This is a genomic window from Peribacillus sedimenti (genome assembly GCF_046237635.1).
GTDB classification, from domain to species: Bacteria; Bacillota; Bacilli; order Bacillales; family DSM-1321; genus Peribacillus; species Peribacillus sedimenti.
Window position 1 is genome coordinate 435466 of sequence record NZ_CP143547.1, and the last position, 25705, is coordinate 461170.

General features: G+C 42.9%; 24 protein-coding genes. 18 read left to right on the plus strand and 6 right to left on the minus strand.

Annotated features, from left to right (window positions below):
* Positions 1-163: 163 nt before the first annotated feature.
* The 11 genes from V1500_RS02340 (at position 164) to gatB (ending at position 13869) form a co-directional block, all read left to right on the plus strand.
* Positions 164-436 (plus strand): acylphosphatase, encoded by a 273-nt coding sequence (locus V1500_RS02340; RefSeq protein ID WP_409304033.1) that lies wholly within the window; start codon positions 164-166, stop codon positions 434-436.
* Between the two features lie 90 nt (positions 437-526).
* Positions 527-736: a hypothetical protein gene (locus V1500_RS02345; protein WP_409304034.1), complete on the plus strand. Its 210-nt coding sequence runs from the start codon at positions 527-529 to the stop codon at positions 734-736.
* A 170-nt stretch (positions 737-906) separates the two neighbouring features.
* Positions 907-1590: a heptaprenylglyceryl phosphate synthase gene (locus V1500_RS02350; protein ID WP_409304035.1), complete on the plus strand. Its 684-nt coding sequence runs from the start codon at positions 907-909 to the stop codon at positions 1588-1590.
* Positions 1591-2143: 553 nt separating this feature from the next.
* Complete coding sequence (gene pcrA / locus V1500_RS02355; protein ID WP_409304036.1) at positions 2144-4381, plus strand: DNA helicase PcrA; 2238 nt, start codon at positions 2144-2146, stop codon at positions 4379-4381.
* Between the two features lie 177 nt (positions 4382-4558).
* A complete protein-coding gene (ligA, locus tag V1500_RS02360) occupies positions 4559-6565 on the plus strand; it encodes an NAD-dependent DNA ligase LigA (protein ID WP_409305894.1) in 2007 nt (668 codons plus the stop codon).
* A 10-nt stretch (positions 6566-6575) separates the two neighbouring features.
* Positions 6576-7745, plus strand: coding sequence for a CamS family sex pheromone protein (locus V1500_RS02365; RefSeq protein ID WP_409304037.1), 1170 nt, complete (start codon positions 6576-6578; stop codon positions 7743-7745).
* Between the two features lie 212 nt (positions 7746-7957).
* Positions 7958-9505: an L-glutamate gamma-semialdehyde dehydrogenase gene (gene pruA, locus V1500_RS02370; protein ID WP_409304038.1), complete on the plus strand. Its 1548-nt coding sequence runs from the start codon at positions 7958-7960 to the stop codon at positions 9503-9505.
* A gap of 596 nt (positions 9506-10101) precedes the next feature.
* The gene (locus V1500_RS02375) at positions 10102-10431 is read left to right on the plus strand and encodes a hypothetical protein (protein WP_409304039.1); all 330 of its coding nucleotides are present in this window, start codon (positions 10102-10104) and stop codon (positions 10429-10431) included.
* 243 nt (positions 10432-10674) lie between these two features.
* Positions 10675-10965, plus strand: coding sequence for an Asp-tRNA(Asn)/Glu-tRNA(Gln) amidotransferase subunit GatC (gene gatC / locus V1500_RS02380; RefSeq protein ID WP_409304040.1), 291 nt, complete (start codon positions 10675-10677; stop codon positions 10963-10965).
* 12 nt (positions 10966-10977) lie between these two features.
* Entirely contained in the window at positions 10978-12426 is a 1449-nt protein-coding gene (gatA, locus tag V1500_RS02385; RefSeq protein ID WP_409304041.1) for an Asp-tRNA(Asn)/Glu-tRNA(Gln) amidotransferase subunit GatA, read from the plus strand.
* 12 nt (positions 12427-12438) lie between these two features.
* Positions 12439-13869 carry an Asp-tRNA(Asn)/Glu-tRNA(Gln) amidotransferase subunit GatB gene (gatB, locus tag V1500_RS02390; RefSeq protein ID WP_409304042.1) on the plus strand — a complete coding sequence of 477 codons (1431 nt, stop codon included), beginning with the start codon at positions 12439-12441 and terminating at the stop codon, positions 13867-13869.
* Between the two features lie 52 nt (positions 13870-13921).
* Here the strand turns inward: gatB and V1500_RS02395 are convergent, their stop codons facing one another.
* Complete coding sequence (locus tag V1500_RS02395; protein ID WP_409304043.1) at positions 13922-14827, minus strand: ABC transporter permease; 906 nt, start codon at positions 14825-14827, stop codon at positions 13922-13924.
* A 20-nt stretch (positions 14828-14847) separates the two neighbouring features.
* On the minus strand, positions 14848-15738 hold the full coding sequence (locus tag V1500_RS02400) for an ABC transporter permease subunit (protein ID WP_409304044.1): 891 nt from the start codon (positions 15736-15738) through the stop codon (positions 14848-14850).
* Positions 15739-16019: 281 nt separating this feature from the next.
* Here V1500_RS02400 and dctA point away from each other — a divergent pair, with 281 nt between their 5' ends.
* Positions 16020-17279: a C4-dicarboxylate transporter DctA gene (dctA, locus tag V1500_RS02405; protein WP_409304045.1), complete on the plus strand. Its 1260-nt coding sequence runs from the start codon at positions 16020-16022 to the stop codon at positions 17277-17279.
* Between the two features lie 598 nt (positions 17280-17877).
* On the opposite strand, the gene V1500_RS02410 is transcribed toward dctA, so the two are convergent.
* Together V1500_RS02410 and dcuS are read right to left on the minus strand one after the other, a co-directional pair.
* Positions 17878-18591 (minus strand): response regulator, encoded by a 714-nt coding sequence (locus V1500_RS02410; RefSeq protein ID WP_409304046.1) that lies wholly within the window; start codon positions 18589-18591, stop codon positions 17878-17880.
* Positions 18584-20191, minus strand: coding sequence for a DcuS/MalK family sensor histidine kinase (gene dcuS / locus V1500_RS02415; RefSeq protein WP_409304047.1), 1608 nt, complete (start codon positions 20189-20191; stop codon positions 18584-18586). The genes V1500_RS02410 and dcuS overlap by 8 nt, the downstream gene beginning before the upstream one ends.
* A gap of 139 nt (positions 20192-20330) precedes the next feature.
* On the opposite strand from dcuS, the gene V1500_RS02420 reads away from it, so the two are divergent.
* Positions 20331-20456, plus strand: coding sequence for a hypothetical protein (locus V1500_RS02420; protein ID WP_409304048.1), 126 nt, complete (start codon positions 20331-20333; stop codon positions 20454-20456).
* A gap of 53 nt (positions 20457-20509) precedes the next feature.
* On the plus strand, positions 20510-20839 hold the full coding sequence (locus V1500_RS02425) for a hypothetical protein (RefSeq protein ID WP_409304049.1): 330 nt from the start codon (positions 20510-20512) through the stop codon (positions 20837-20839).
* 313 nt (positions 20840-21152) lie between these two features.
* Here V1500_RS02425 and V1500_RS02430 read toward each other — a convergent pair whose 3' ends face one another.
* Complete coding sequence (locus V1500_RS02430) at positions 21153-21488, minus strand: hypothetical protein (protein WP_409304050.1); 336 nt, start codon at positions 21486-21488, stop codon at positions 21153-21155.
* A 430-nt stretch (positions 21489-21918) separates the two neighbouring features.
* Here V1500_RS02430 and V1500_RS02435 point away from each other — a divergent pair, with 430 nt between their 5' ends.
* The 4 genes from V1500_RS02435 to V1500_RS02450 all read left to right on the plus strand — a co-directional run bounded on the left by V1500_RS02435 (position 21919) and on the right by V1500_RS02450 (position 24037).
* Entirely contained in the window at positions 21919-22119 is a 201-nt protein-coding gene (locus V1500_RS02435) for a hypothetical protein (RefSeq protein ID WP_409304051.1), read from the plus strand.
* Positions 22120-22617: 498 nt separating this feature from the next.
* Entirely contained in the window at positions 22618-22989 is a 372-nt protein-coding gene (locus tag V1500_RS02440; RefSeq protein ID WP_409304052.1) for a YidH family protein, read from the plus strand.
* A gap of 178 nt (positions 22990-23167) precedes the next feature.
* Positions 23168-23536 (plus strand): sulfurtransferase, encoded by a 369-nt coding sequence (locus tag V1500_RS02445; protein WP_409304053.1) that lies wholly within the window; start codon positions 23168-23170, stop codon positions 23534-23536.
* Positions 23537-23740: 204 nt separating this feature from the next.
* The gene (locus V1500_RS02450; protein ID WP_409304054.1) at positions 23741-24037 is read left to right on the plus strand and encodes a rhodanese-like domain-containing protein; all 297 of its coding nucleotides are present in this window, start codon (positions 23741-23743) and stop codon (positions 24035-24037) included.
* Between the two features lie 207 nt (positions 24038-24244).
* On the opposite strand, the gene cysK is transcribed toward V1500_RS02450, so the two are convergent.
* Entirely contained in the window at positions 24245-25162 is a 918-nt protein-coding gene (gene cysK / locus V1500_RS02455) for a cysteine synthase A (RefSeq protein WP_409304055.1), read from the minus strand.
* Positions 25163-25705: the final 543 nt, after the last annotated feature.

Here is a 25705-nt window from a genome sequence, read left to right on the forward strand (position 1 = left end):
ATGTATATTATTAGTACTTCCGGCCTCTAGGTATGTGTCTTAGAGGTTTTTTATGTCAGTCTTTTTTTCGTTCTTACCCTTGATGTTTAATGAAGTTATGAAGGGCACTGCTTGTTTATGAAGAAATATACTTTAAAAGTGACTAGAAGTGAGGTGCAAGTGAGTGACCGATATTCATATTAATGTGTCTGGCCATGTTCAGGGTGTGGGTTTTCGTTATTTTACGCAAATGAAGGCCCGTGAATATCAAATAGCCGGATGGGTTAGAAACAAAGATAATGGCACTGTAGAAGTGTACGCTTCTGGAAGGGAAAAGGATCTGGCCATGTTTCTTTCCTGCCTGAAACGCGGAAATCGATTTTCGAAAGTAGAGAAAGTAACTGTAGCTCCTCTAAACAGTGACAAACGATATTATGATTTTGTTATAAAATCATAATGAAAAAACAGTTCTCGCGATTGTATGTAAGCGTTTGTATGAATGGCTTCTGTAATCAAGGAAGCGGAGGCAATTTAAGAAAAGGATAAGGTGAGTGATGAAATTGCCAGCATGTACGATGCAGTAAAGTTTAACAAGGAGACTGGTTTTTATATGGTGCTTTTGAAGGTGTGCTGGGTAAGCGGAAGGTTCGATATCCCACCCTCTATGCCGGAGAGCAGCCAACAAGTTATGCACGTCAAAATTCCTATCGCTTCTGTTTTCCATTTATTGCTTGAACTTGCGTGGGGACGGAAGTGAACAAATATTTGATACAGTGAGCCACTTGCGAATGCGGTGGTTTTTTATATACAAATGTTTAAATGAGTCCAGTACGTAAAAGTGTGCACTTTACTCTTTCATTGCAGATGTTTTTAATGGATTTTCATAATGTTATAATGGTGTAATGGAAAATAGAATGGAGGATTAAGATGTACGATTTTCGCGAGTGGAAGCATGCTTTCAAGCTCGATCCCAATAAAGAGATATCTGATGAGGCTCTGGAGAAGATCTGCGAATCAGGAACAGATGCCGTGATTGTTGGCGGTACGGACGGTGTTACACTGGAGAAGGTCCTTGATTTGATGGCAAGGATCAGGAGATATACGGTTCCTTGTATTTTGGAGGTTTCTTCTGTTGACACGGTTACTCCGGGGTTCGACTTATATTTTATCCCCACCGTATTAAACAGCACCGATCCTGACTGGATGATGAAGCTCCACCATAAAGCTGTAAAGGAATTCGGTGAGATTATGAATTGGGACGAAATTCATGTGGAAGGCTACTGCATCTTAAATCCGGATTGCAAGGCGGCGCAGCTGACGAAGGCGAATACGGAGCTTGATCCTGAGGATGTGGCTGCATATGCCATGATGGCGGAAAAAATGTTCCACCTGCCTATCTTCTATCTCGAATACAGCGGGAAGTACGGCGATCTCCATGTGGTAGAAAAGGCGAAGGGCAATCTATCTGAAACCGTATTATTTTACGGCGGTGGAATTAAGACTGCTGAACAGGCAAAGGAAATGGCGGAAATTGCGGATGTAATTGTTGTGGGAAATGTTGTATATGATAACCTTTCTCTAGCCTTGGAAACCGTTTCAGCTGTAAAATAATATTTTGGGATTCAACCGGTTGCCATCGTTACAATGGAGTGTAAGAATGATAGACGGGAAAGCGGCTGTATCAATAAAAACAAAAATACTCCTCCGGAAGAAGCTGGCGATTGTCTGTAAAGGAATTTGTGGATGACAATCCTTGAAAAATAAGAAAAAATCAATCATAAGAGTCTTGGATTTATTGATCTTTTTAATAGGATTTCAGTTTTATTTTTTGTTGGATCTGTAATTTTGTGTTTAGTTTATTGATTATATATAGTGGTTTGACTAAGTTTATGAGCGAATTGAGGGAATTGTTGATCGATTCAAGGGACTTAGGGTCAGAGAATTCATGATCAGAATCTGAGATTTATGATTGATCTATCATTTTATTATGATGGTAGCTTGAGACCTGATATACTGATTTTTTTCCATTGTCGGCACATGTTTTTTTCGTTCAATACGAGGCTTAAAATATAAAAATTGATGAGCTAACTAATCTTCTAATTAATATGTGTATGCAGATATAGTATAATAAGAACAAATGTTCGTTAAAAGGCGGTGTTCAAACATGCAATTTTTATCTGATAAATTGGTTAATGGATTAAATGAGCAGCAGCAAAAGGCTGTGAAAGCTACCGATGGCCCGCTATTAATCATGGCGGGGGCCGGCAGCGGCAAGACCCGTGTCCTTACTCATCGAATCGCCTATTTAATGGTCGAAAAACAGGTCGCTCCCTGGAACATCCTGGCCATTACGTTTACGAATAAAGCAGCGCGTGAGATGAAGGACAGGGTCCGGGGACTGCTTGGAGGCGCAGCGGATGAAATTTGGATTTCAACGTTCCACTCCATGTGCGTACGTATCTTACGGCGTGACATCGATAGAATCGGGATTAACCGGAACTTCTCGATCTTGGATACAGCAGATCAGCAGTCAGTGATTAAACAGATTTTAAAAGATAAGAATATGGATACGAAGAAGTTTGATTTTCGAGCTATTCTGGGAACGATCAGCTCTGCAAAAAACGAGCTGATGAGCGCAGAGGAATTTGCCAAGACAGCCGGCGGTTTCTATGAGCAGAATGTGGCCGAAGTCTATACGGAATACCAGAAGCGTCTGCGCAAGAACCAGGCCCTGGATTTTGATGATTTAATCATGACGACGATCCAGCTATTCCAGCGTGTGCCAGAGGTTTTAGAGTACTATCAGCGCAAATTCCAATATATACACGTGGATGAGTATCAGGATACAAACCGTGCACAGTATATGCTTGTCAAGCAGATGGCTTCCCGGTTCCGCAATCTTTGCGTAGTGGGTGATTCCGACCAGTCGATCTATCGCTGGAGGGGAGCGGATATTGCCAATATCCTTTCATTTGAAAAGGATTACCCAAATGCGAATGTGATCTTCCTGGAGCAGAATTATCGCTCTACAAAAAGAATCCTCCAGGCTGCAAACGGGGTCATAGAAAATAACAGCAATCGTAAACCAAAGAAGCTGTGGACTGAAAATGCAGAAGGCAATAAAATTTACTATTTACGTGCAGACAGTGAACAGGGTGAAGCCCAATTTGTAGCTGGAAGAATTATTCAGATCGTCCGGGATGGTTCTCGCAAATATTCGGATATCGCGATTCTATACCGTACGAACGCCCAGTCCCGTGTTATGGAGGAAGTATTGCTGAAATCCAACATCCAGTACAGCATTGTGGGCGGCACTAAGTTCTACGACCGCAAAGAGATCAAGGATATCCTTGCGTATCTCCGCCTTATTGCCAACCCCGACGATGATATTTCGCTTCGCCGAATCGTAAACGTACCGAAGCGCGGTGTAGGTGCATCCTCACTTGATAAGATTGCCGATTACGCACTGATGAATGATTTATCCATGTTCCAGGCACTTCAGGAAATCGAGCAAATTCCAGTGAGCGCTAAAGTCTCAAAGGCGTTGAAAGAATTCCGTTCCCTTATTGAAAACTATACAAATATGCAGGAGTATTTGTCTGTTACAGAACTAGTCGAGGAAGTGCTGGAGAAATCCGGTTACCGTGAAATGCTCGAGGCCGAGAAATCGCTCGAATCACAGAGCCGCATTGAAAATATCGACGAATTCCTGTCTGTTACCAAAAATTTCGAAGAAAAGAATGATGATAAATCATTGGTTGCTTTCCTAACCGACCTTGCTCTTGTCGCAGACATCGATAGCCTGGATGAGAAAGAGGAAGCACAAGATACAGTAACATTGATGACCTTGCATTCTGCCAAAGGGCTTGAGTTCCCGGTTGTATTCCTGCTTGGGCTTGAGGAAGGAGTCTTTCCGCATACCCGCTCACTTATGGACGAGGAAGAGATGGAAGAGGAACGGCGGCTGGCATATGTGGGAATCACACGTGCTGAAAATGAGCTTTATATGACTAATGCGCAGATGCGGACTCTTTTTGGGCGTACGAATATGAATCCTGTGTCCCGCTTCATCTCCGAAATTCCGGAGGATCTGCTTGAGGATTTAATGCCGAAGAAAAAGCAGCCATCCTTCATGTCTTCGGGTTCTGCTGCGTCTTCCGGCTATGCATCTTCACCTGCAAGGCAAAGGGCATTGGGACGGGCAGTTTCCACACCTTCCACAACGGGCGGAGATGAGATTGGCTGGCGAGTCGGCGATAAAGCCTCTCACAAAAAGTGGGGCATTGGCACAGTAGTCAGCGTCAAAGGAGAAGGGGAAGGAAAAGAGCTTGATATTGCATTCCCAAGTCCAACAGGTATCAAGCGTCTCCTTGCAAAGTTTGCACCAATAGAAAAGGCGTAAAGATTTCGATAGTTTTTCTTTCACGATTAGTACAGGTGCACCGAACAATTCTTTTCCTGCAGGTCCAGGCCAAGCCGCTCCAGAAGGATTTGTTTTACTTTACAAGCAAGTAGCCTGGGCGGCGGAAGGCTGCCGGCTGCAGAATAGGATGTTCGCATGGAAGAAAGGATTGAATTTATGGACGTTCAAATGGCTGAGAAGCGTGTTAAGGATTTGCAAAACCTTTTAAATCAATATGGATATGAGTATTATGTTCTGGACCAGCCCTCTGTGCCGGATGCAGAATACGATCAGCTCATAAGAGAGCTGATTGAACTAGAGGAGAATTATCCGCAGTTCCGCTCGCCTGATTCGCCGACACAGCGCGTGGGCGGAGCTATTCTCGAGATGTTTGAAAAAGTGGAGCACAGGACGCCGATGCTCAGTCTTGGAAATGCCTTTAATGAAGCGGATTTGCGGGATTTTGACCGGAAGGTGCGTCAGGCGGTTGGCGAAGATTACGCCTATGTCTGTGAATTGAAAATAGATGGGCTGGCTGTGACGCTGTCCTACGAGAACGGCTATTTTGTCCAGGGTGCGACTCGCGGTGACGGTACAACCGGAGAAGATATTACCGAAAACTTAAAGACCATTAAGTCGATTCCGTTAAGGATTAAGGAACCTATCAGCATCGAGGTTCGCGGTGAAGCCTTCATGCCGAGGCGGTCATTCGAGGCGCTTAATAAGGCAAAGGAAGAACGCGGTGAAGAGCCATTTGCCAATCCGCGGAATGCAGCGGCGGGGTCTTTGCGCCAGCTGGATCCGAAACTTGCGGCAAAGAGGAATCTTGATATTTTCCTTTATGCGGTGGCTGACCTTGGCGGGATGGATGTCACTGCCCACAGTGAAGCGCTTGACCTTTTAGACCGGCTGGGTTTCAAGACAAACAAGGAAAGACGGAAATGCGCCACTATTGATGAAGTGCTGGCTTATATAGAGGCCTGGGTGGAAATGCGCCCTAATTTGTCATATGATATCGACGGGATCGTCGTAAAGGTCGATTCACTTGAACAGCAGCAGCGGCTGGGATTCACAGCTAAGAGCCCACGCTGGGCCATTGCATACAAATTCCCTGCGGAAGAAGTTGTCACTACATTAAGAGACATCGAGTTAAACATAGGCCGTACAGGCGTTGTAACGCCGACAGCGATTCTCGATCCGGTACGTGTTGCAGGTACGACTGTCCAGCGTGCCACATTGCATAATGAGGATTTAATCCGCGAAAAAGATATAAAAATCGGTGACCGGGTTGTCGTGAAAAAGGCGGGAGACATTATCCCGGAGGTCGTAAATGTCCTTGCCGACCAGCGAACCGGGGACGAACTGGACTTCCATATGCCTACCCATTGCCCTGAATGCGAGAGTGAACTTATAAGGCTGGATGGCGAGGTGGCACTCCGCTGTATTAATCCGAAATGCCCTGCTCAAATAAGGGAAGGCCTGATACACTTTGTTTCCCGCAATGCAATGAATATTGACGGGCTTGGCGAGAAGGTTATCAGCCAATTATTCAGTGAACACTTGATAAAAGATGTAGCCGATATCTATAAATTGACAGAGGATCAGCTTCTTGCGCTGGAACGTATGGGGAAAAAATCAGTCAGCAATCTTTTGGAGGCGATTGAAGCATCTAAAGGCAATTCCCTTGAAAGGCTTCTATTCGGGCTTGGCATCCGCCATGTGGGTTCAAAGGCTGCCAGGACATTGGCACAGCAATTTGAAAACCTTTATGCACTGCAAAAAGCTACACGCGAAGATTTGACTGCCATTAATGAAATTGGGGATAAAATGGCTGATTCGATTGTGTCCTTTTTTGAAATGGAAGAGGCTAAGGAGTTGATTGCCGAGCTGGAAGCAGCGGGAGTCAATTTCGATTATAAAGGGCCTAAGCCAGTATCAGTGGAAAGCTCAGATTCATTCTTTGCCGGTAAAACGATCGTGCTGACAGGAAAGCTGGAGCAGCTGACCAGAAATGATGCCAAGGAAAGACTGGAGGCTTTGGGTGCCAATGTAGCCGGAAGCGTCAGCAAGAAAACGGACCTTGTCATCGCCGGGGAAGACGCAGGTTCGAAGCTGGATAAAGCACAGAGCCTGGGAATTGAAGTATGGGACGAGGAGAGACTTGTACAAGAATTAAAGATATAGAGGTGAAACCATGAAGAAGATCTCCTTGGTCGGACTGTTATTCGTTTTACTTTTGGCGGGGTGTGCGCCGAAATTCGAAAAACAGCAGGAAGTGGTCCAGGATACGGAAGAGTCTAAGCAGAAGGCGATCATTCCAAAATATAAAATTTCCGACCAATACTACCGGACGATTCTGCCATTTGAGCCTGCCAAGGCAAGGGGCCTTGTCGTAGCCAATTTAAACACCAGGTATGATATTGAGGAATTCGAAACCGGGTTAATGAGAATCGCGCAGAACCAATTTGATACGGATAAATATTTATTCCAGGAAGGGCAATACCTGGACAGCAAAACGGTCGAGCTTTGGCTAAACCGTAAATTTACAAAAGAGCAATTAAAAGAAAAAGGTTTTAAAGCAAGCGAGAATGTCGGATTGAATCCTCTTGACCCAGGAAAAGGCAGTATCGAGGAACGGAATAAAAAGAATCCGATCTATCTGTCACACATTCTGGAGCATGATTACTTGATTAAGAATGACAACAATAAGGTTGGCCTCGGAGGTATGACAATCGGGCTTGCGCTAAACTCGATACACTACTACCAGAAGGAAGAGTTTGGTGCCACATACGAGGTAAAGGTGCAAAATGTTGAAAAAGAAGGAAAACGTATTGCGCAGGAGGTCTTGCAGCGCCTGCGGAAAGATAGCAAGCTACAAGACATCCCCATCACCATCGCCCTTTTTGAACAGAAGGAAAGCAACTCGGTCGTGCCGGGCAATTTTATTGCCTACACTAATGTGGATAGCGGAAGCTCGAACATTGACGATTGGAAAGAGATAAAAGAACAGTATATCCTTTTTCCTCCGGATCAAAAGACAGAAAACAAATATCGTGAGGATGTAACCTACTTTAAGAACTTTAAGCAGGATGTAGAAAAGTACTTCCCGAATTTCAACGGGGTGATTGGACGTGCCTTTTACGTGGATGAGCAGCTGCAGGATCTGTCCATCAACATACCGATCCAGTTCTACGGAAAAGCAGAAGTGGTAGGATTCACACAATATGTGACCGGACTTGTCATGGAGCACTTTCCTGACTATTATAATTCGGTTCAGGTATCCATAACATCAGTTAACGGCCCTGAAGCATTGATTGTGCGAAAAGCGAACCAGGAAGAACCATTCGTTCACATTTATAATTAATCATTTTAACAGCCCGCTGAATGCGGGTTTTTTTATGGTTTCAACCGGGATGGGGAATGCTTTATGAATCTTTATGAACGATAGGTTTATAGACCGGTGTCCAAAAGATAATTTTGAATTATTGAGCAATATTTACATGTTTGAACAGTTAGATAATATCAGTTAAAATGAAAATTGAGTGTAATTATAAGATACATAGGAGGGGGATTCAATTGGTACAGCAATATAAGCATGAACCGTTTACTGACTTCTCGCAGGAGAATAATAAAAGAGATTACCTTGCAGGTATAAATACAGTTAAAAGCTATTTGGGTCAGGACTACGCCTTAGTAATCGGCGGTGAGCGCATCTCCACCGAGGATAAAATCGAATCTTTTAACCCTGCTGACAAGAATGAGCTGATCGGCCGTGTTTCCAAGGCGAATCGTGAATTGGCTGAAAAGGCTATGCAGGCGGCTGATGAGGCTTTTAAAACATGGAAAAAAGTTAAGCCAGAAGTGCGTGCAGATGTACTGTTTAAAGCAGCGGCCATTGTCCGCCGCCGCAAGCATGAGTTCTCGGCACTTTTAACGAAAGAAGCGGGTAAGCCATGGAATGAAGCGGATGCTGATACCGCAGAAGCAATTGACTTCCTTGAATTCTATGGCCGCCAAATGCTTAAGCTGAAGGATGGAATTCCGGTAGAGAGCAGAGCCAATGAATTTAACCGTTATGATTACATCCCGCTGGGTGTTGGAATCATCATTTCTCCATGGAACTTCCCATTTGCAATCATGGCTGGTACTACGGTGGCTGCGATTGTAACAGGAAATACTGTACTGTTAAAACCGGCTTCTACAACACCTGTTGTGGCTGCTAAGTTTGTTGAAGTAATGGAAGAAGCTGGCCTGCCTAAGGGTGTGCTGAACTTTGTACCGGGAAGCGGTGCTGAAGTCGGTGATTATCTGGTGGACCACCCTCGTACCAGGTTCATTTCCTTCACTGGATCGCGTGATGTAGGAATCCGTATTTACGAACGTGCTTCAAAAGTAAATGAAGGACAAATCTGGTTAAAACGCGTCATCGCTGAAATGGGCGGTAAAGATACGATAGTTGTAGATAAAGAGGCAGACCTGGAACTGGCTGCGCAATCTATCGTGAAGTCTGCATTCGGCTTCTCTGGACAAAAATGCTCTGCATGCTCCCGTGCCGTGATAGTTGAAGATGTTTACGACCAGGTATTAGCGCGGGCTGTCGAGTTAACAAAGGAATTGACTGTAGGTAATCCAGAAGCTGGTACTCACTTCATGGGGCCTGTCATTGATAAGAATGCTTTCAATAAAATCCTTGAATATATTGAAATTGGAAAAGAAGAAGGCAGGTTAATGGCAGGAGGAGAAGGAGACGATTCTACAGGCTACTTTATCAAGCCAACCATTTTCGCTGATCTTGACCCACAGGCACGTTTGATGCAGGAAGAAATCTTTGGACCGGTGGTAGCCTTTGCCAAGGCAAAAGATTTCGACCATGCCATTGAAATAGCGAACAACACCGAGTATGGTTTAACTGGAGCTGTGATTACCAATAACCGCTTGAACATGGAAAAAGCACGCGAAGAGTTCCATGTCGGCAACCTGTACTTTAACCGCGGATGCACTGGTGCCATCGTTGGATACCAGCCATTCGGAGGCTTCAACATGTCAGGGACCGACTCTAAAGCGGGCGGCCCGGACTATCTTGTTCTGCATATGCAAGGCAAGACAACATCTGAATCGTATTAATAGAAAAACAGGATTAAATGTTTTATGCCCTTTCTGTCTTCAAGGCAGAGGGGCTTTTTGGGTTACGTGAGGCTTACACGGTTGTGGCAGGGGGAGTGAAGAAAGAATCTGGGCAGAAAAGAATATAGTCTGAACCTGGCAAGAAGATATTATAATAGAAGGATTGCGGCAGACGTATTTGAATGAATAGACAGAAAATATAAATTGGTGGGTGTTTTTTCGATTTTCGGTTTGAAAAGATGCTCCAAAACTATATTTTAATAATTGTTTTCTGGTTTATGAGCGAAATTAGGTGTTATATGATCGAAATCCGTAGAAGAAAAATAGTATCTTTCTTTCAATATTATTTAGTAAACTAAGCACTCACTAGCCACTATATGCAATATTTTTAAACTAAGAGAAATATAAAACGACAAATTATTATTTCCCAGACAATATTTCTAGATGAGATTACAAGTTTTATAGGGAATCATGAAATTCCGCAACCAATTCGACAGACGATACTGGAATAAATTGTAGCAGGGCACATGCAGGAAATTTGTTTACACTAGTTCCTCAGCGGGAATAATAGAACATATCTTAGGGAGGGACTAATTATGGCAAATTCAAAAAATAGTTTGTTAGGCTTTGCTTTATTAGGTGCTGCAGCATACTTGTTCAGGAATAAGGAATCACGTGACAAAGTAATGAACCAAATTCAATCACTTGTTCCACAAGAAACCCGGGATAAGGTCAAGAATCAAGTCAGGACTTTAAAAGATAATGTCACTGGAAATGCAGGGAAGAACTCAGAGAATGTTGTGTATCCTTCTCAACCGAACGAGCAGGCATTGACGACTGCGGAGCAAATGAACGAACAAACTGGGAAATTTATTGATCCCAACAATAAAGAAGGCATCAGTGAAGTGGAAGTAAAAAATCCATAAGCATAAAGAATTAGCTTGGGGCTCTGAATAGGGCCCTTTTTGTTTTGGTAAAAGACAGAGTTGAAGGATAACGACTTGAGTATTCTTGCTTTAGAGCATGAAAGTCTGATATGATTTAAAGGTCAAAATCAACATAGAATTATGAAAATTTAAGCCATAAAATGACGGCAGCTTATATGCCGTTTTTTCTCTTATGAAGGTTATTTTATCCTTACATAAAACAGATTAATGGGGGTGGAATGGGTGTCAAGAATTTCTGAGGAACAAGTAAAGCATGTTGCTCATCTAGCGAGACTTGCCGTTACAGAAGAGGAAGTTGAAAGATTTACGCAGCAGCTTGATCAGATCATATCCTTTGCCGAACAGCTCAATGAGCTTGATACAGAACAGGTCGAGCCAACTTCCCACGTTTTAGATATGAAAAATGTGATGAGAGAAGATAAAGCAAAGAAAGGGCTGCCGGTTGAAGAAGTGCTGAAAAATGCTCCAGACAGCAAGGATGGTCAAATCCGCGTGCCGGCAATCATGGAGTAGGGAGGGAAAATAATGTCTTTGTTTGAGCGCAAGGTGTCAGAACTGAGCGAGCTTCTACATAAAAAAGAAATAACGGTGTCAGATTTAGTTAATGAATCCTATGAACGTATCAATCAGGTAGAGGATAAGGTAAAAGCATTCCTGACTTTAAATGAGGAACATGCGAGGGCTGCAGCCAGGGATATGGATGCTAAGAATGAGAAAAATGGAATCTTATCCGGGATGCCGATTGGGATAAAAGATAATATTGTTACAAAGAACCTGCGTACCACAGCGGGCAGCAAGATATTGGAGGATTTTGACCCAATATATGATGCGACAGTCATAGAGAAGCTTGGGCAGGCAGGAACCATCAATATCGGAAAGCTGAATATGGATGAGTTCGCCATGGGCTCATCCAATGAGAATTCCGCATACCAGGCTACCAGAAATCCGTGGAATACAGAATTTGTTCCCGGCGGGTCTTCGGGTGCTTCCGCAGCATCGGTTGCCGCAGGACAAGTATTGTTTTCTCTTGGATCCGACACTGGCGGTTCGATTAGACAGCCGGCAGCGTATTGCGGCGTGGTTGGGCTAAAACCAACATATGGACGGGTTTCCCGATTCGGGCTGATCGCTTTTGCATCTTCTCTTGATCAAATTGGGCCGATTACGAGAACGGTTGAGGATAACGCTTATCTTCTGGAGGCAATCTCCGGGGTAGACCCGATGGATTCCACTTCTGCCAATGTCAATGTTCCGCGTTTCGTCGAGTCCCTAACAGGAGATATCAAGGGCCTGAGAATTGCAGTGCCAAAAGAGTATTTGGGTGAGGGGGTAGCGAAGGAAGTACGGGATTCTGTGCTGGAAGCCTTAAAGGTATTGGAAAAGCTGGGTGCAGCATGGGAGGAAGTTTCACTTCCGCATTCTAAATATGCTTTGGCAGCCTATTATTTGCTTTCTTCTTCCGAAGCTTCAGCAAACCTGTCCCGATTTGACGGAGTCCGATATGGCTATCGCACAGATAACGCTTCTAACCTGCTCGAAATGTATAAGCAAACCCGTGCAGAAGGGTTTGGAGATGAGGTAAAGCGCCGTATTATGCTCGGTACATTCTCATTAAGCTCGGGCTACTATGATGCTTACTATAAAAAGGCCCAGAAGGTCCGGACATTAATCAAGAAGGACTTTGAGGATGTTTTTGAAAAGTATGATGTAATAATCGGGCCAACTACACCGACCCCTGCTTTTAAACTCGGTGAAAAAACGAGCGATCCGTTGACGATGTATGCGAACGACATTTTAACGATACCTGTTAACCTTGCAGGGGTTCCCGGTATATCGATTCCATGCGGTTTTGCAGGAGGCCTTCCGCTAGGGCTGCAAATCATTGGCAAGCATTTTGATGAAAGTACCATTTATCGTGTTGCCCATGCGTACGAGCAGGCAACAGATTTCCATAAAAAAAGGCCACAGCTGTAAGGGGGGAGAAATATGAATTTTGAAACGGTAATCGGCCTCGAAGTCCATGTCGAGCTAAAGACAGAATCCAAGATCTTCTCATCTAGCCCGAATCATTTCGGTGCGGCACCAAATACGAATACATCCGTAGTTGATTTGGGATATCCAGGTGTGCTTCCGGTGCTGAATGAAAAAGTGGTGGATTATGCGATGAAGGCTGCAATGGCCTTGAATTGCGAAATTGCAAGTGAAACGAAATTCGACCGCAAGAATTATTTTTATCCGGACAATCCGAAGGCGTATCAGATTTCCCAATTTGATAAACCGATCGGTGAGAATGGCTGGATTGAAATTGAAGTGAACGGCAATAAAAAGAAAATCGGCATCACAAGAATTCATATGGAAGAGGATGCCGGAAAGCTTACTCATACAGGAGATGGCTTCTCTCTATGTGATTATAATCGCCAGGGAACACCCTTGATTGAAATTGTGTCAGAGCCTGACATCACTTCGCCGGAAGAGGCGTATGCTTATTTGGAAAAGCTTAAATCCATCATCCAGTACACAGGTGTTTCCGATTGTAAAATGGAGGAAGGCTCACTGCGCTGCGATGCCAATATTTCCATTCGTCCTGTCGGGCAAAAAGAATTTGGAACAAAGACTGAGCTTAAAAACCTGAACTCCTTTAATTTTGTCCGCCGCGGACTTGAATATGAAGAAAAACGCCAGGAAGAAGTGATCCGTGCCGGCGGTGTGATCGAACAGGAAACACGCCGTTTTGATGAGGCAACGGGCAAGACTCTGCTGATGAGGGTGAAAGAGGGGTCGGAGGATTATCGTTATTTCCCTGAACCGGATCTTCTTTCTGTGTTCATTGATGAGGAATGGAAGGCACGCATGAAGGCTGAAATTCCGGAGCTTCCGGATGAGCGCAAACAACGCTATATGGAAGAGCTTGGATTACCTTCTTATGACGCTGCTGTTCTTACTGTCACAAAGGAAACTGCTGACTTTTTTGAGTCTGTGGTTGCAGCTGGTGCTGACGCGAAGCAGGCTTCCAACTGGATAATGGGCGAGCTATCAGCTTACCTGAATGCAGAAGGAAAAGAACTGCATGACATCGCCCTTACAGCAGCTTCTCTGGCGGGGCTGATCAAGCTGATAGAGAATGGCACGATTTCATCCAAAATTGCCAAGCAGGTATTCAAGGAACTGGTGGAGAATGGCGGAGATGCCGAAGCCATCGTAAAAGCCAAAGGTCTGGTCCAGATTTCTGACGAAGGGGCCCTTCGGAAGATTGTTGGCGAGGCTTTGGATAATAATCCACAGTCTGTAGACGACTTTAAGAATGGAAAAGAAAAAGCGATTGGATTCCTGGTAGGGCAAATCATGAAAGCGACAAAGGGACAGGCTAACCCTCCGCTTGTAAACAAAATACTTCAGGAAGAAATCAGGAAACGATAAACAAAATATTGAAAAATAAACCCGCTATCAGATATGAAGCGGGTTTTTGCTTTTAGTAGTAATTAATCCTGCTTTTAAACAGATTTTGCAAGCCCTGTGCAAGGGCATTAAAGCCAATAATGGCGTATGTCATGGCTAAAGCAGGATAAAACGGAATCCAGGTAGCCGAGCGAATATCATTGAAAGTATTCACTAATAGATTTGGCCACGCAGCAGTGTCGCTTAATAGCTCCCAGTTCGGTTCTACATAGGTAAGTGCCTGAGATATAAAAATTTCCAGGAAAGCCAGCTGCCCAAGCATGAACATGACTCTTGCTGTATCGGTAACCATATTAACGATTAATTTATCGTAAAGGTAAGGAAGATAATAGGATTTTAGCAAACGGAAGGGTGATGCACCTATGGCATTTCCGCCGGTAATAAAATCCTTTGTTGACAGCTCGTCCAGTTCAAATTTAAACATTTGGGCCGCTCTTCCCGTTTCCACAAACGCAATGACCAGCACCAGGTAGACAGGCCTTAGATCGGTTGTGAGAATGGGCGGCAGCGACGAGAGCAGCATGACAATGATAATCGATGGGACATATGATAGAAATCCGTCAAGCCATTGAACTAAGAGTGCTACACCCTTTATCCGTCTATGTGCCAAGTAGCCAAGCGGAACAGCAACTATATAGCGAATAGCGGTGATGAGAAGCACCACAAGCAATGTGTGTTTAGCTCCTATTACAATTAAGCTCAGCAAGTCCCGGCCTTCCCGATCAGTGCCGAACGGGTGATTGGCAGACGGGGCGTAAGGAGGAGCGAGCGGGATTTTATCCTCCGTCCATATATAGTCTATTGTATGCAAATCCTCATCCACCATTGGCAGGTATCTGCCAAAGAATGCTATAAAAAAGAGCGTCAGCATCATCAGAATGCCAAGCAGCAATACCGGATTTTTCTTCACAAAAAACATAAAGCGCCTCATATCTCAGCTCATTGCTGCTGGGGCAATAATCGATGTTTGACAATTTGTGAGGACAGGATGGTGAGGAACATCAAGCATAGGAAAGGAAGCATATAAGCAAGCGCCCGTATGTCATCATGGCCCTGGATACTTTCCAATAATACATACCCTGCTCCTTTATAGCTCGAAAGCTTTTCTATGATCGGCAGACTCGATAAAATATATAGCATGATTACTTGCGTCTGGTTTAATAAGCCGGGCCAGCAATTCCAAAGCATATGGCGCAGCACTTGTGAAGACCCGAGTCCTTTGGCATAAGCTGTCCGTATATATTCCTCGCTCGCTTGGCTTTGAAGGGCGGATGCCGTGAATTTCGCCATATGAAGCAGGGGGAAGATCGTGATTGCGAGGCATGGAAAGATGAAGCTATACCAATAATCATGGCCGTATATGTGCATATGTGGAAGGCCGCCCCTATTCATCTGCTTTATTAATATCAGCTGGATTACTATGTAAAGGAAAAAATCCGGGATGGATGAGAAAAGCCATGACACCGAAGCTTGAAATTTCCCTAAAATACTGTTCCGGGATAGAAACTGAAGAACTCCGAACAGAACGCCGAAAACCATACTGCATACAAACGCTGGTATAATAATCATCAGGCTTCTCGGTAATAATCGTTGAAGCTCTTTCGAGATTGGTTCTCCCCGTCGCTCGCCAAATCCCTTTTCCGTTTGTATGTAATCGATAAATGCGGTCATTTTGGCCTGATACAGTTCAAAACTGAACGGAAATTCTGCTTTAGTAGCGAATGGTGATACCACAGTTACCTTCATTTCTCTTGGAAGCAACAGAATCAGGATGAAGCCTAATAAAATCAGGATAAAAATAAAAGAAATCTTTATTGCGCGTATTGCCAAAAATGTACCCCCTTCTTTCTCTATGTGTGTCTAGTTACTTCAAAAAATTGGAAAACCGTAAAAATATTGTTACAAATATTTCAAAATTAGTCAAATGAGATTATGAAACTATTACAAGATATATCGCCAGTAAATCACTCCTGCTTATTTTAATTACATAAAGATTAATAAAGTTTCATTAACTATAATTTTTTTCTGCGAGATTTTAAGATAAAGATAGAAAATATGTAAACGTTTTCAAATAACGATAGCATTTTATAAAATATGAGGAGGCGCAAAAGATGAAGATTAATTTTAAGAGTCTCACTACCCAAGTCATTCTCGGTATTTTACTGGGTATTTTAATTGGCTTCTTATTTCCGGAGTTCGGTTCAAAGTTAAAGGTAATTGCCGATATTTTTATTAAACTGGTAAAAATGGTAATCGCCCCTATCATCTTCCTGACTATTGTCATTGGTATTGCCGGAATGGGCGATCTGAAAAAGGTTGGGAGAATTGGCGGAAAGGCACTTTTGTATTTTGAAATTGTCTCTACGCTAGCCTTGGCTATTGGAATTGTTGTAGCAAATATTATTAAACCTGGTAAAGGAATCGATGCACATTCTGCAAAAGGTGATATCTCCCAATACACGAAGGCTGCCGAAGAAACGAGCCATGGATTCATGGATTTCGTACTTTCAATTATTCCAGATAGTTTTATAGGAGCATTTGCTGGTGGGCAGCTCCTGCCTGTACTGCTTTTGGCTGTTTTATTCGGAGCTTCTCTTGCGCATATGGGGAACAGCGGAAAAACGATTCTTCAGTTCTTCGAGAAGATATCTGAAGTGTTCTTTGGAATCGTAAATATTATCATGAAGGTTTCTCCATTCGCTGCGTTTGGGGCTATGGCATATACCATTGGGGAATTTGGTATCAGCTCATTGAAATACCTTGGATTGTTAATGGGTTCTGTGTATACGACTATGGCGTTATTTATCGTGCTGGTGCTTGGCGCCATCGCGAAATTTTACGGATTCAGCATTTTCAGCTTCATTCGATACATTAAAGAAGAAATTTTCCTGGTTATCGGAACATCTTCTTCTGAAGCAGCACTTCCAAAAATGATGGAGAAGCTGGAGAAGTACGGATGCTCTAAGTCGGTAGTAGGATTGGTTCTGCCAACTGGCTATTCATTCAACCTGGATGGGACGTCCATCTATCTTTCCATGGCCGCATTGTTTATTGCACAGGCTTATGGAGTAGACCTGAGCATTACACAGCAAGTCACATTGCTTGGAATCCTTATGCTTACTTCAAAAGGAGCGGCGGGTGTAACTGGTTCAGGTTTCGTGACATTGGCCGCAACACTCGCTGTTTTCCCGACCATCCCGGTAGCAGGTATGGCGTTGATCATCGGTGTGGACCGCTTCATGTCGGAAGCAAGGGCGATTACAAACCTGATCGGAAATGGTGTCGCCACGGTTGTCATTTCAAAGCAGGAAAAAGAATTTCGTCCGCTTCAATCACAAGCTAAAAACAGCAAGCAAGTGAAAGCAGTGTAATTTTGTGAAATAGAAAAAGCTCGAACCTGATTAACTGTACTCTATAGAGCAGAGACCGGATAAAGTCTGCCTATAGGGTACTTTATTTGTTTAGGGAAAAAATTAAAAAATCGAATCATTAAAAGGCCATTACAGAAAGAGAGATTGTGCTGCTTTTATATGATCCTTACATTAAATCAAATGTAAGGGAAAGGAATTATTCTGTGCGTATTTCTTGCTATTGTTAAAGGGCTGCGGAAAGGTTTGGTGAAAGATGTGCACAAGTTCCGGAGCTGAAAAAAAGATCTGCATGAAACCGATGAAGGCCGGAAATCATTGAGGGAGTAGGAAAAAGGTTCTTCGAGAAGCAGGTGAAGGACGGAGAACAGCATCGGAGTCGGAAGAAGGTTTTTCATCAAGCTGATGTGGAAAGACAAACTTCAAAGTCCCGTCGCCAAACAAGCACTTCCTTATGGGACAGAAACTCACATCCCATCATTAAATTCATTCTATAGGCACCAGTTATTTTAAAAAACAAACTGAAAACGTGAACCTAATCATCCATGGTTCACGTTTTTTTCTTTAAATTTAACAGGTACTCAAAGCTGCCTCGCTTCTTTTATAAAAGATTGCTTATTTGCCTGAGCTTGTCCGCTTTCAAGCTGTACAAATATACCGGCCTTCCAATTCCGTAAGTCAATGACTCCTCCAGTACTCCGAGATCGGTTAGAAACTTTAAGTATTTTCGGACAGAAACCCTGGAAATATAGGTTCTTTCTGCAATATCCTCGGTTGAAAATGGACCCGTACCCCGTTCCTTTATCACGTCCATTACGACCTGCAAAGTGGTCCTTGTCAGGCCTTTAGGTAGTGCCTCGACCAATTCCCCGGATGACTTTTGCTCTGAATTCAGCACTCGTTCGTCCAGCTCTTCCTGATTAACAAAACTATTGTTGGTGAAGAATTGAAACTTCTCTTTGTAATTGAGAAGAGCCTGATTTAACCGCTCAAATTCAAAGGGCTTGATTAAATAGTCTACAGCACCCATTCTTAAGGCACTCTGGATTTTTTCTGTATCAGAGGCAGCCGTGATCAGGATGACATCAGAAGGGATATTATGTTCCCGGATATAGCTTAATAATTCAAGACCATTTGCTCCCGGCATATAGAAGTCAAGCAAAATTAAGTCTACCTGCTTATTTTGGATAAAATCAATCGTATCTGCTACATTATGGACGACCCCGGCCAAAGTATACCCCTCGACCTCGGAGAGATAACGTTTATTAAACTCTGCAACCATTGGGTCATCTTCAACAATCAGCACCTTAATCATGATGAGTTTCCCCCTTTACTGTGTATGGAAGATTTACATGGAAGGCCGTTCCCCCCTGTGGAAGTGAAGTTTGCCGAAATTCGCCTCTCAGCTTTTGGACACTTTGGGATACTAAATATAGGCCATAGCCTCTGTACTGTCCCTTTGTTGAAAATCCCTTTTCAAAGATCCTATCCGTTATGGCAGGATCAATCCCAGGTCCTGAGTCGCACACATCAATGACAAGCTGCTTATTGGAGTAACGCAGCCTTAATTCAATTGTCTTGTCTTTAGATGCCCTTAGCGCTTCAATCGCATTATCAATCAAATTGCCAATGATGGTCACAAGCTCATGGGTAAGATCAGGATCTGCCGGCTCCGGGATGATGCTGTGGGTAACGATGGACAAGCCGGCATTTTCTTCACGGGAATAGCTTAATTTGCCCATTAAGAATCCTGCAAGTGCCGGATCCTTGATGTGCTTTGTAATGCTTTCAAGCTCATGGTTTCTGTGATCCACAATCTTATGGATAAATTCAGCCAGTTCATCGTAAAACTTCATCCGCACCATGCCCAATATGACATGGAGCTTGTTCATGAATTCGTGGGATTGGGCACGCAGGGCATCCGCATAAGTTTTGACACCTGTGAGCTGCTCAGCCAACTGATTGACTTCTGTCTTATCACGGAACGTGGAAATGGCTCCGACCACCTGGCCATTCACAATAAGAGGGACCTGATTCACAACGATCGATATTCCGTTTATATTCTGTTGTTCATCCAATTCAGACTCTCCTGTCGCGAGGACTGTTTCCAATCTGGAGGAGGGCATGAAAGCACTAATTTTCATGCCAACAGGATTGTTCTTCAGGCCAGCCCTCTGAAATATTTGCAAGGCGGATTTATTTACTAGAGTGATCGTAGACGAAGCATCGACTGCTACGATTCCTTCGTGGACAGATTGCAGCATTGTACTACGTTCTTCCAGTATTTTTGCTATGGCTGGCGGCTCAAGTCCGAGCAGGATCTTTTTTATATATCTGGCCAGCAGGATAGCCCCGACAATCCCAACTAAAAGCCCAATGATGGTGCCAATCAAGAATTTTTGCATGTTTCGCTGCAGGGCTGTCTCAACATTTTTGGATGAAATTCCGACAGCAACAACCCCAATCTGCTTATGATTTCCATCGTAAATCGGCGAGAAGGCGCGAAGCGACTTTCCCAGTGTACCTAGGGACTGGGACGTATATTCCTTACCTTTAAGCGCTTTTGTTTCGTCACCGCCTACGAAATGCTTCCCGATTTGCTCAGGGTTGGGGTGTGACTTGCGTATTCCGTTCATATCCATTACTACAATGAACATTACATCGGTAGCAGACTTGATTTCATTGGTATAACTTTGAATGGCTTCCGAACCTGAATGATTCGTCAATCCATCTATTACTATATTAGATTTTGAGACGGTTCTGGATACAATTAACGCCTTATGCTCCAGATTGCTTGTAATATTTTCGCTGACAGTCCTGCTTATGAGGGCCTCTGTAATTAATAAAGCCAGGAGTACCACTAAACATACAAAAAAAGTGATGATTGTGCTTAATTTGAACTTTTGTTTTCGCAATGGCTCACCCCTCATATAAGCAATTATGGTTATATAATATTTTACACGAATTAAACTCTGACAGAGCAATGTTTTTTGAAGTTTAAGATATTTTAAAAAAGTCTCGTAGCTCTATCCGAATATGCAGGAGGATTTGCCGGTGATGAAGTCGAATCAATCGTTATATAGCTTTATTGACATAGGAGAATCAGAAGTGAATCATGAAAAATTACAGGAATATCTAATCGTCTTTGAAAAAAGGCTTAAAAAGGATCAACAGTCATAACTGGGTAAAATTCATTCTGGAAAGGGAATTAATTGCAAGAGCCGGGAAAAAAGATGAACTATGATTCAGGAGCATCACATGTTTTAACAGCCATCATGAAAATGGCGACAGGCATGCCACTGACAAAATATGCAGAGAAGCATTTATTTAAGCCTTTAGACATCAATAAGTATATGTGGCACTGTGATTCCAAAGGAATTGTGATTGGCGGGTTTGGATTACCCCTTTTTGCAGAGGATATGGCGAAACTGGGCAGGCTGATGCTGCAAAGGGGAAACTGGGAGGGAGGGCGAATCGTATCAGAATCCTGGGTGGTAAAGTCAACGACAGCATACTTGCATACGTATCAAATCGGTTCTATGGCTACCATTAGTGGGTGCTGAATGGTATAGCTCTAAACCATCTGAACCCCAGGTTTATTTTGCATTAGGATATGGCGGGCAATTTATCATTGTCGTTCCTGAATATTAGACAGTCGCTGTCTTTACCAGCAAATGATTTAAGCAGCCTCTGAAGCCTTTGCAATATTTTAAGGAGCATGTCCTGGCTGTAATGTCTATTTTGTGGCCTGACTGCAGCGGGTCAATTAAACGCGTTTGACGCTAGTGGATTGCATCTGTTTTTTTAACAGCTTTAAAGGTTTACTATCTAAATGAGAATGGCAAATAGTTCAATCCACAAATAAATAAAGCACATTCAGGAAGAAGGTGCTTTTTTTTGCAGTATTTCATGGATATCAACCTGGGTCATTCCAATTGCCTGGGAGAACGTCTGGACCCCTTTGTTTGCCCAATGGTCATAGACTCTGGCCAAGTCTTTTCGGTCATACACTTTGTTTTTAAATGTATTGAAGAAATACACCAAAAGTACATTCACCACAACTGCAGGCAATCGTTTTCTCTGTGAAAGAGTATTTAAGGCGAGCTTGTCCAATCCGCGTATTTTTCCATTCGTCACTTGACTTACTATTTCGAGATGCGAGGCAGTGCTTTCGCAAAAATCCCGGAAATCTGGTGCGTTAACATCAATCATGCTACTACTCTGCTCCTATTTTGTGATATTACTTTATATACCTTATAACGGCTCATTTCAAACCCTGAAAAAAGCGTTTTCTTTGTGTGTTGGCATGATTAATATGATGTTACATCGGTGTGAAAAATATGTTAAATTTGTATATTTTTTTAGGAGATGTTACATCAGAGTCATGTTGGGAGTTGGAATATGATGACTGAACCTGGTTACCTTTGAAGGCTAAGGCAGTTTTAAAGGAAAGAGGAGAAAAATATAAGAGTCTTCTGTATTGATGTCCTAAATGGAAGAAACGGTTGATGGTGATTTAATTCAATTTTTCATGCGACTATTGTCTGAATTTTGGGAAAAAATATTGCTCTACATCATATATATTGGTATACAATGGTATATACGTACAAGTCGGCAAGAAAGGTAAGGGAGGGAGTTTTGCATGAGCATATGGGTAAACATTGATATACCGTCAAAAACCTTTGGAATTAATTATACCGATTTATCTGGCGACCTGACATTCAAAGGGATCAACCAAATACTAAGGGATGGGGGCTGGCTGCAATTCAGCACCTACGGAGAGGCTTTCGATCTTTATACGAAGAAATATCCGGATTATACCCTCGTCGATAAGAGAAAGTAATATACCTTTGAAACGGCCCTTAACCGGGAGATCTAAAATAAAGGTTCGGAACTTATAAAATGCATGGCTATATAGCTATGCTATTTTTTTTGGCTTTTTTAAGAAGTATTTTTCGGGGGTGAAAAATGGGTTGACGGATTGAAAATGGCTCAAGGATGAGAGGGAGCGAAACATATCGAAATTAAAGCAGAACAGTGATATTGAGGAACAGTATCGTTTAGACACATTCCAAAAATTTTCCCTGGAATATGGAATCAGGATATCAAAAATGATTGTTGAACTAATTGATGAGGAACTAATCAAGCTGGAAGAGGAAAGGGGAGAAAAGCAATGGATTTGTCCACTATAAGAATTAGGGAAACGGCGGACTTCTTTCCTAGTTCTTTTTATAATGATTAATACGCGAAACAGCAGCCATGATAATATGGACTGGAAATGGTAAAATAAAAAGCAACGTAGGTTAACAGCTAAATTGTGTACTTTCCGGGGATGTGATGCATGATGGAAGCTCCTAGAAGTGAACAGGAAACGAAGTATATTCAGCAGCATTTGGCAAATGAGCGAACCTTTCTCGCCTGGGTGAGGACGGCAATCACTATTGTCGGGATTGGGTTTTTAGTGATCAATTTGCATGTGACTGGCTCCACCGGCGGATTTGCTGATATGCTGGTATTATTGATTGGGGCGGCAGCTGTTATTACTGGCATTTTGACCATTTTAGCTGCATTATGGAGCTATTTTGATAAGACGAGCCGCATTAATCAGCAAACGTTTCGGTCGGCAAAGGCAACCATTTTATTATTGGGAATTATGATGGTACTGATCATCACTATATTTGGAGTGTATTTTTTTTCTTTGCAGATCGGCTGATGAATGCCAATCGTCCGCGAATCGGGAACAAAAGAAGTAAGTGATGCAGGATTTGAATATGGAAAGGAAGAACATTATACATAGGTTATCCAGGTCAGCATACTGGTGTAAACTCCTTGTGTTTATACCCTTAAAGGTATAAGATTAAGTGTAAAAAAATGTAATGGCGGTGTGTGTCTTGTTTCAAATTATTACTTTAACCACGATATTTGTTTTACTGGCTCCGGCTTTATACAGACGCTACTATCCAGTCAGGAATATACCATGCCAGAATACAGCAGATATTAGGGGAAACTCTGGCATTACAATATTGGATATAAGAGATTATAATGAAACACCTGGCTATCCAGGTGCGACAAATATCCCTTATGCTTATATGAAGCGTTATAGCCGTGATATTGCTCCAGGGAAACTGCATGTGGTTGCTTCCAACCGGCTGGAGTTGAATTTAGGTGTCCGATATCTTTTATCCAAAGGGTTTACGATCAGCAGCTATGAGATTACTGAATGTCCTTGTAAAAAAGGGGTCCTGAATCATGGAATGTAATGAGTTCATTGACTACATGTAGTTGATGGACTATTTTTTTTGGCCTCGGCAGGTTGGAGATTTAATGCATATAAAAAATCGGCAATCAAGCAAACTATATAGAGGTATTTTGGGTGGGTAAGCCGCTTGTTAATAGGTGAATTCCGGTCAGCAGAGTGAGGCGATCATAGGAACAGGGATGTCATAACAGGGAGGAGCATAAAGATGAAAGAAGTCACACCACAGGAAGTAGAACAGCTGTTAAACGAAAAAAAGCCAATTCATATTATCGATGTCAGGGAAGTGGATGAGGTAAAAGAAGGCAAGATCCCTACTGCCATGCATATCCCCCTTGGGCTGGTGGAATTTAGAATGCATGAATTGGATAAATCGAAGGAATATATAATGGTTTGCCGTTCAGGAGGCCGTAGCTCCAAGGCCGCCAAGTTTTTAGAGGAACATGGGTATAATATAATGAATATGACCGGAGGAATGCTGGAGTGGAAGGGACCTAAAGAATAAAAGAGAAATTAAACCGGAGACCCTGGTTCGAAAAACGTATGAATCGCTCTATTAACAGAAGTTTTCATAAAGTATTGTTTTATTGCGCTCTGCTGGATCTGAGATTTGGTCAGTACTAGGATGGGGCGTCCCGGGAAACTAGTTTTACTTTAAAAGATTAATGAAACAGGCTGTTCCCTTATTGGAAGGGAACAGCCTGTTTTGCATTTAATCGATCAGATCCATGCTTAAGTATCTCTCGCCTGTGTCAGGGGCAATGCATAATACCCTTTTGCCTGAGCCCAGCCGCTTCGCCACTTCGATGGCTGCATATACAGCTGCGCCTGCAGACGGTCCGACAAATATTCCTTCTTCACGTGCCAGCCTGCGGAAAATATCAATAGCATCTTCGTCAGTTATTTGAAAAATTTCATCATAAATATCTGTATTTAAAATGCTTGGAATAAAGCCTGGACTTGTTCCTACCAGCATATGCTTTCCAGGCTGGCCTCCGGAAAGTACTGGAGATCCTTTAGGCTCAACCACGCCAATGTACAGGCCAGGGATGAGCTCCTTTAGCTTTTCGCCTGTCCCGGTAATGGTTCCCCCGGTGCCGGCCGTGGCGACAAATGCATCAAGGTTCCCCTCCATCTGGTCGAAAATCTCCAAAGCTGTCGTATGGCGGTGAATATCAGGGTTTGCTTTATTTTCAAACTGCTGTGGAATAAAGCTTCCTGGAATCTGCTTTTGAAGCTCCTTCGCCTTTTCTATTGCACCCGGCATTTTTTTATCGCTCGGGGTCAGTACTACATCCGCTCCGTAAGCTTTCAATATATTAATTCTTTCTTTCGTCATATTATCGGGCATGATCAGGATTGATTTGTAGCCTTTTGCTGCAGCAGCCATGGCTAGGCCGATACCGGTATTTCCGCTGGTCGGTTCAATGATTGTGTCTCCAGGCTTAATCAAGCCTTCTTCTTCAGCCGTCTGGATCATATTATACGCAGCACGGTCCTTTACGCTCCGGGACGGATTAAACATTTCGAGCTTTACATACACATCCGCGGCTCCCTCCGGAACCAGCCTATTCAGTTTGACGACGGGTGTGTCCCCGATTAATTCTGTAACGTTATTTACAACCTTCATCGTTATCCTCCATACAAACAGTTTGCTTGACCTGAATAATATCTTCATCTTACCAAATAGGTCCCCGGTATAGAAGCCCTGTGCTCATAGAAAAGAGACGGGCCGGGAATGAACATTCTCGTTATATTTATTTTCAGTTCAGCTGCTTTTTAGGGTGAGAGTCGTTTGTGATATTTAACGTTACAGAAGTTCGATCGTAAAAATAGAAATACACGCATTAAATGGCAGTTATCGTGCATAAATAAGATTTCGATCTACGGATCCAAAGTTTCGCTCATAAAACCGGAAATAACGATGATAAACAGCTAGCAATCTATAAAACTATGTAATTAAATATGGCTTTATCGCTATGACGGACAATTTTTATATAATCGCAGCGAAAAAGTATCGAATCAGCTGTGTCTTGTTAAAAGATAAAGAAGAATTCAAGTTGGAAATTAAAAATGTTTATTCTGGTTAAATAAGTGAGCTTAATCCCTTTTCACTGTTTATCGTGGTGGAAGCCAGGGGAGGTAAAAAGGAATATATATGACTGTTTCGTTT

Excerpts from the sequence above, each read along its gene's own strand:
- V1500_RS02350 (WP_409304035.1), top strand. The coding sequence starts at position 907 with ATGTACGATTTTCGCGAGTGGAAGCATGCTTTCAAGCTCGATCCCAAT.
- pcrA (WP_409304036.1), top strand. The coding sequence starts at position 2,144 with ATGCAATTTTTATCTGATAAATTGGTTAATGGATTAAATGAGCAGCAG.
- ligA (WP_409305894.1), top strand. The coding sequence starts at position 4,559 with ATGGACGTTCAAATGGCTGAGAAGCGTGTTAAGGATTTGCAAAACCTT.
- V1500_RS02365 (WP_409304037.1), top strand. The coding sequence starts at position 6,576 with ATGAAGAAGATCTCCTTGGTCGGACTGTTATTCGTTTTACTTTTGGCG.
- V1500_RS02375 (WP_409304039.1), top strand. The coding sequence starts at position 10,102 with ATGGCAAATTCAAAAAATAGTTTGTTAGGCTTTGCTTTATTAGGTGCT.
- gatA (WP_409304041.1), top strand. The coding sequence starts at position 10,978 with ATGTCTTTGTTTGAGCGCAAGGTGTCAGAACTGAGCGAGCTTCTACAT.
- gatB (WP_409304042.1), top strand. The coding sequence starts at position 12,439 with ATGAATTTTGAAACGGTAATCGGCCTCGAAGTCCATGTCGAGCTAAAG.
- V1500_RS02395 (WP_409304043.1), bottom strand. The coding sequence starts at position 14,827 with ATGTTTTTTGTGAAGAAAAATCCGGTATTGCTGCTTGGCATTCTGATG.
- dctA (WP_409304045.1), top strand. The coding sequence starts at position 16,020 with ATGAAGATTAATTTTAAGAGTCTCACTACCCAAGTCATTCTCGGTATT.
- V1500_RS02410 (WP_409304046.1), bottom strand. The coding sequence starts at position 18,591 with ATGATTAAGGTGCTGATTGTTGAAGATGACCCAATGGTTGCAGAGTTT.
- V1500_RS02425 (WP_409304049.1), top strand. The coding sequence starts at position 20,510 with ATGAACTATGATTCAGGAGCATCACATGTTTTAACAGCCATCATGAAA.
- V1500_RS02430 (WP_409304050.1), bottom strand. The coding sequence starts at position 21,488 with ATGATTGATGTTAACGCACCAGATTTCCGGGATTTTTGCGAAAGCACT.
- V1500_RS02435 (WP_409304051.1), top strand. The coding sequence starts at position 21,919 with ATGAGCATATGGGTAAACATTGATATACCGTCAAAAACCTTTGGAATT.
- V1500_RS02440 (WP_409304052.1), top strand. The coding sequence starts at position 22,618 with ATGATGGAAGCTCCTAGAAGTGAACAGGAAACGAAGTATATTCAGCAG.
- V1500_RS02450 (WP_409304054.1), top strand. The coding sequence starts at position 23,741 with ATGAAAGAAGTCACACCACAGGAAGTAGAACAGCTGTTAAACGAAAAA.
- cysK (WP_409304055.1), bottom strand. The coding sequence starts at position 25,162 with ATGAAGGTTGTAAATAACGTTACAGAATTAATCGGGGACACACCCGTC.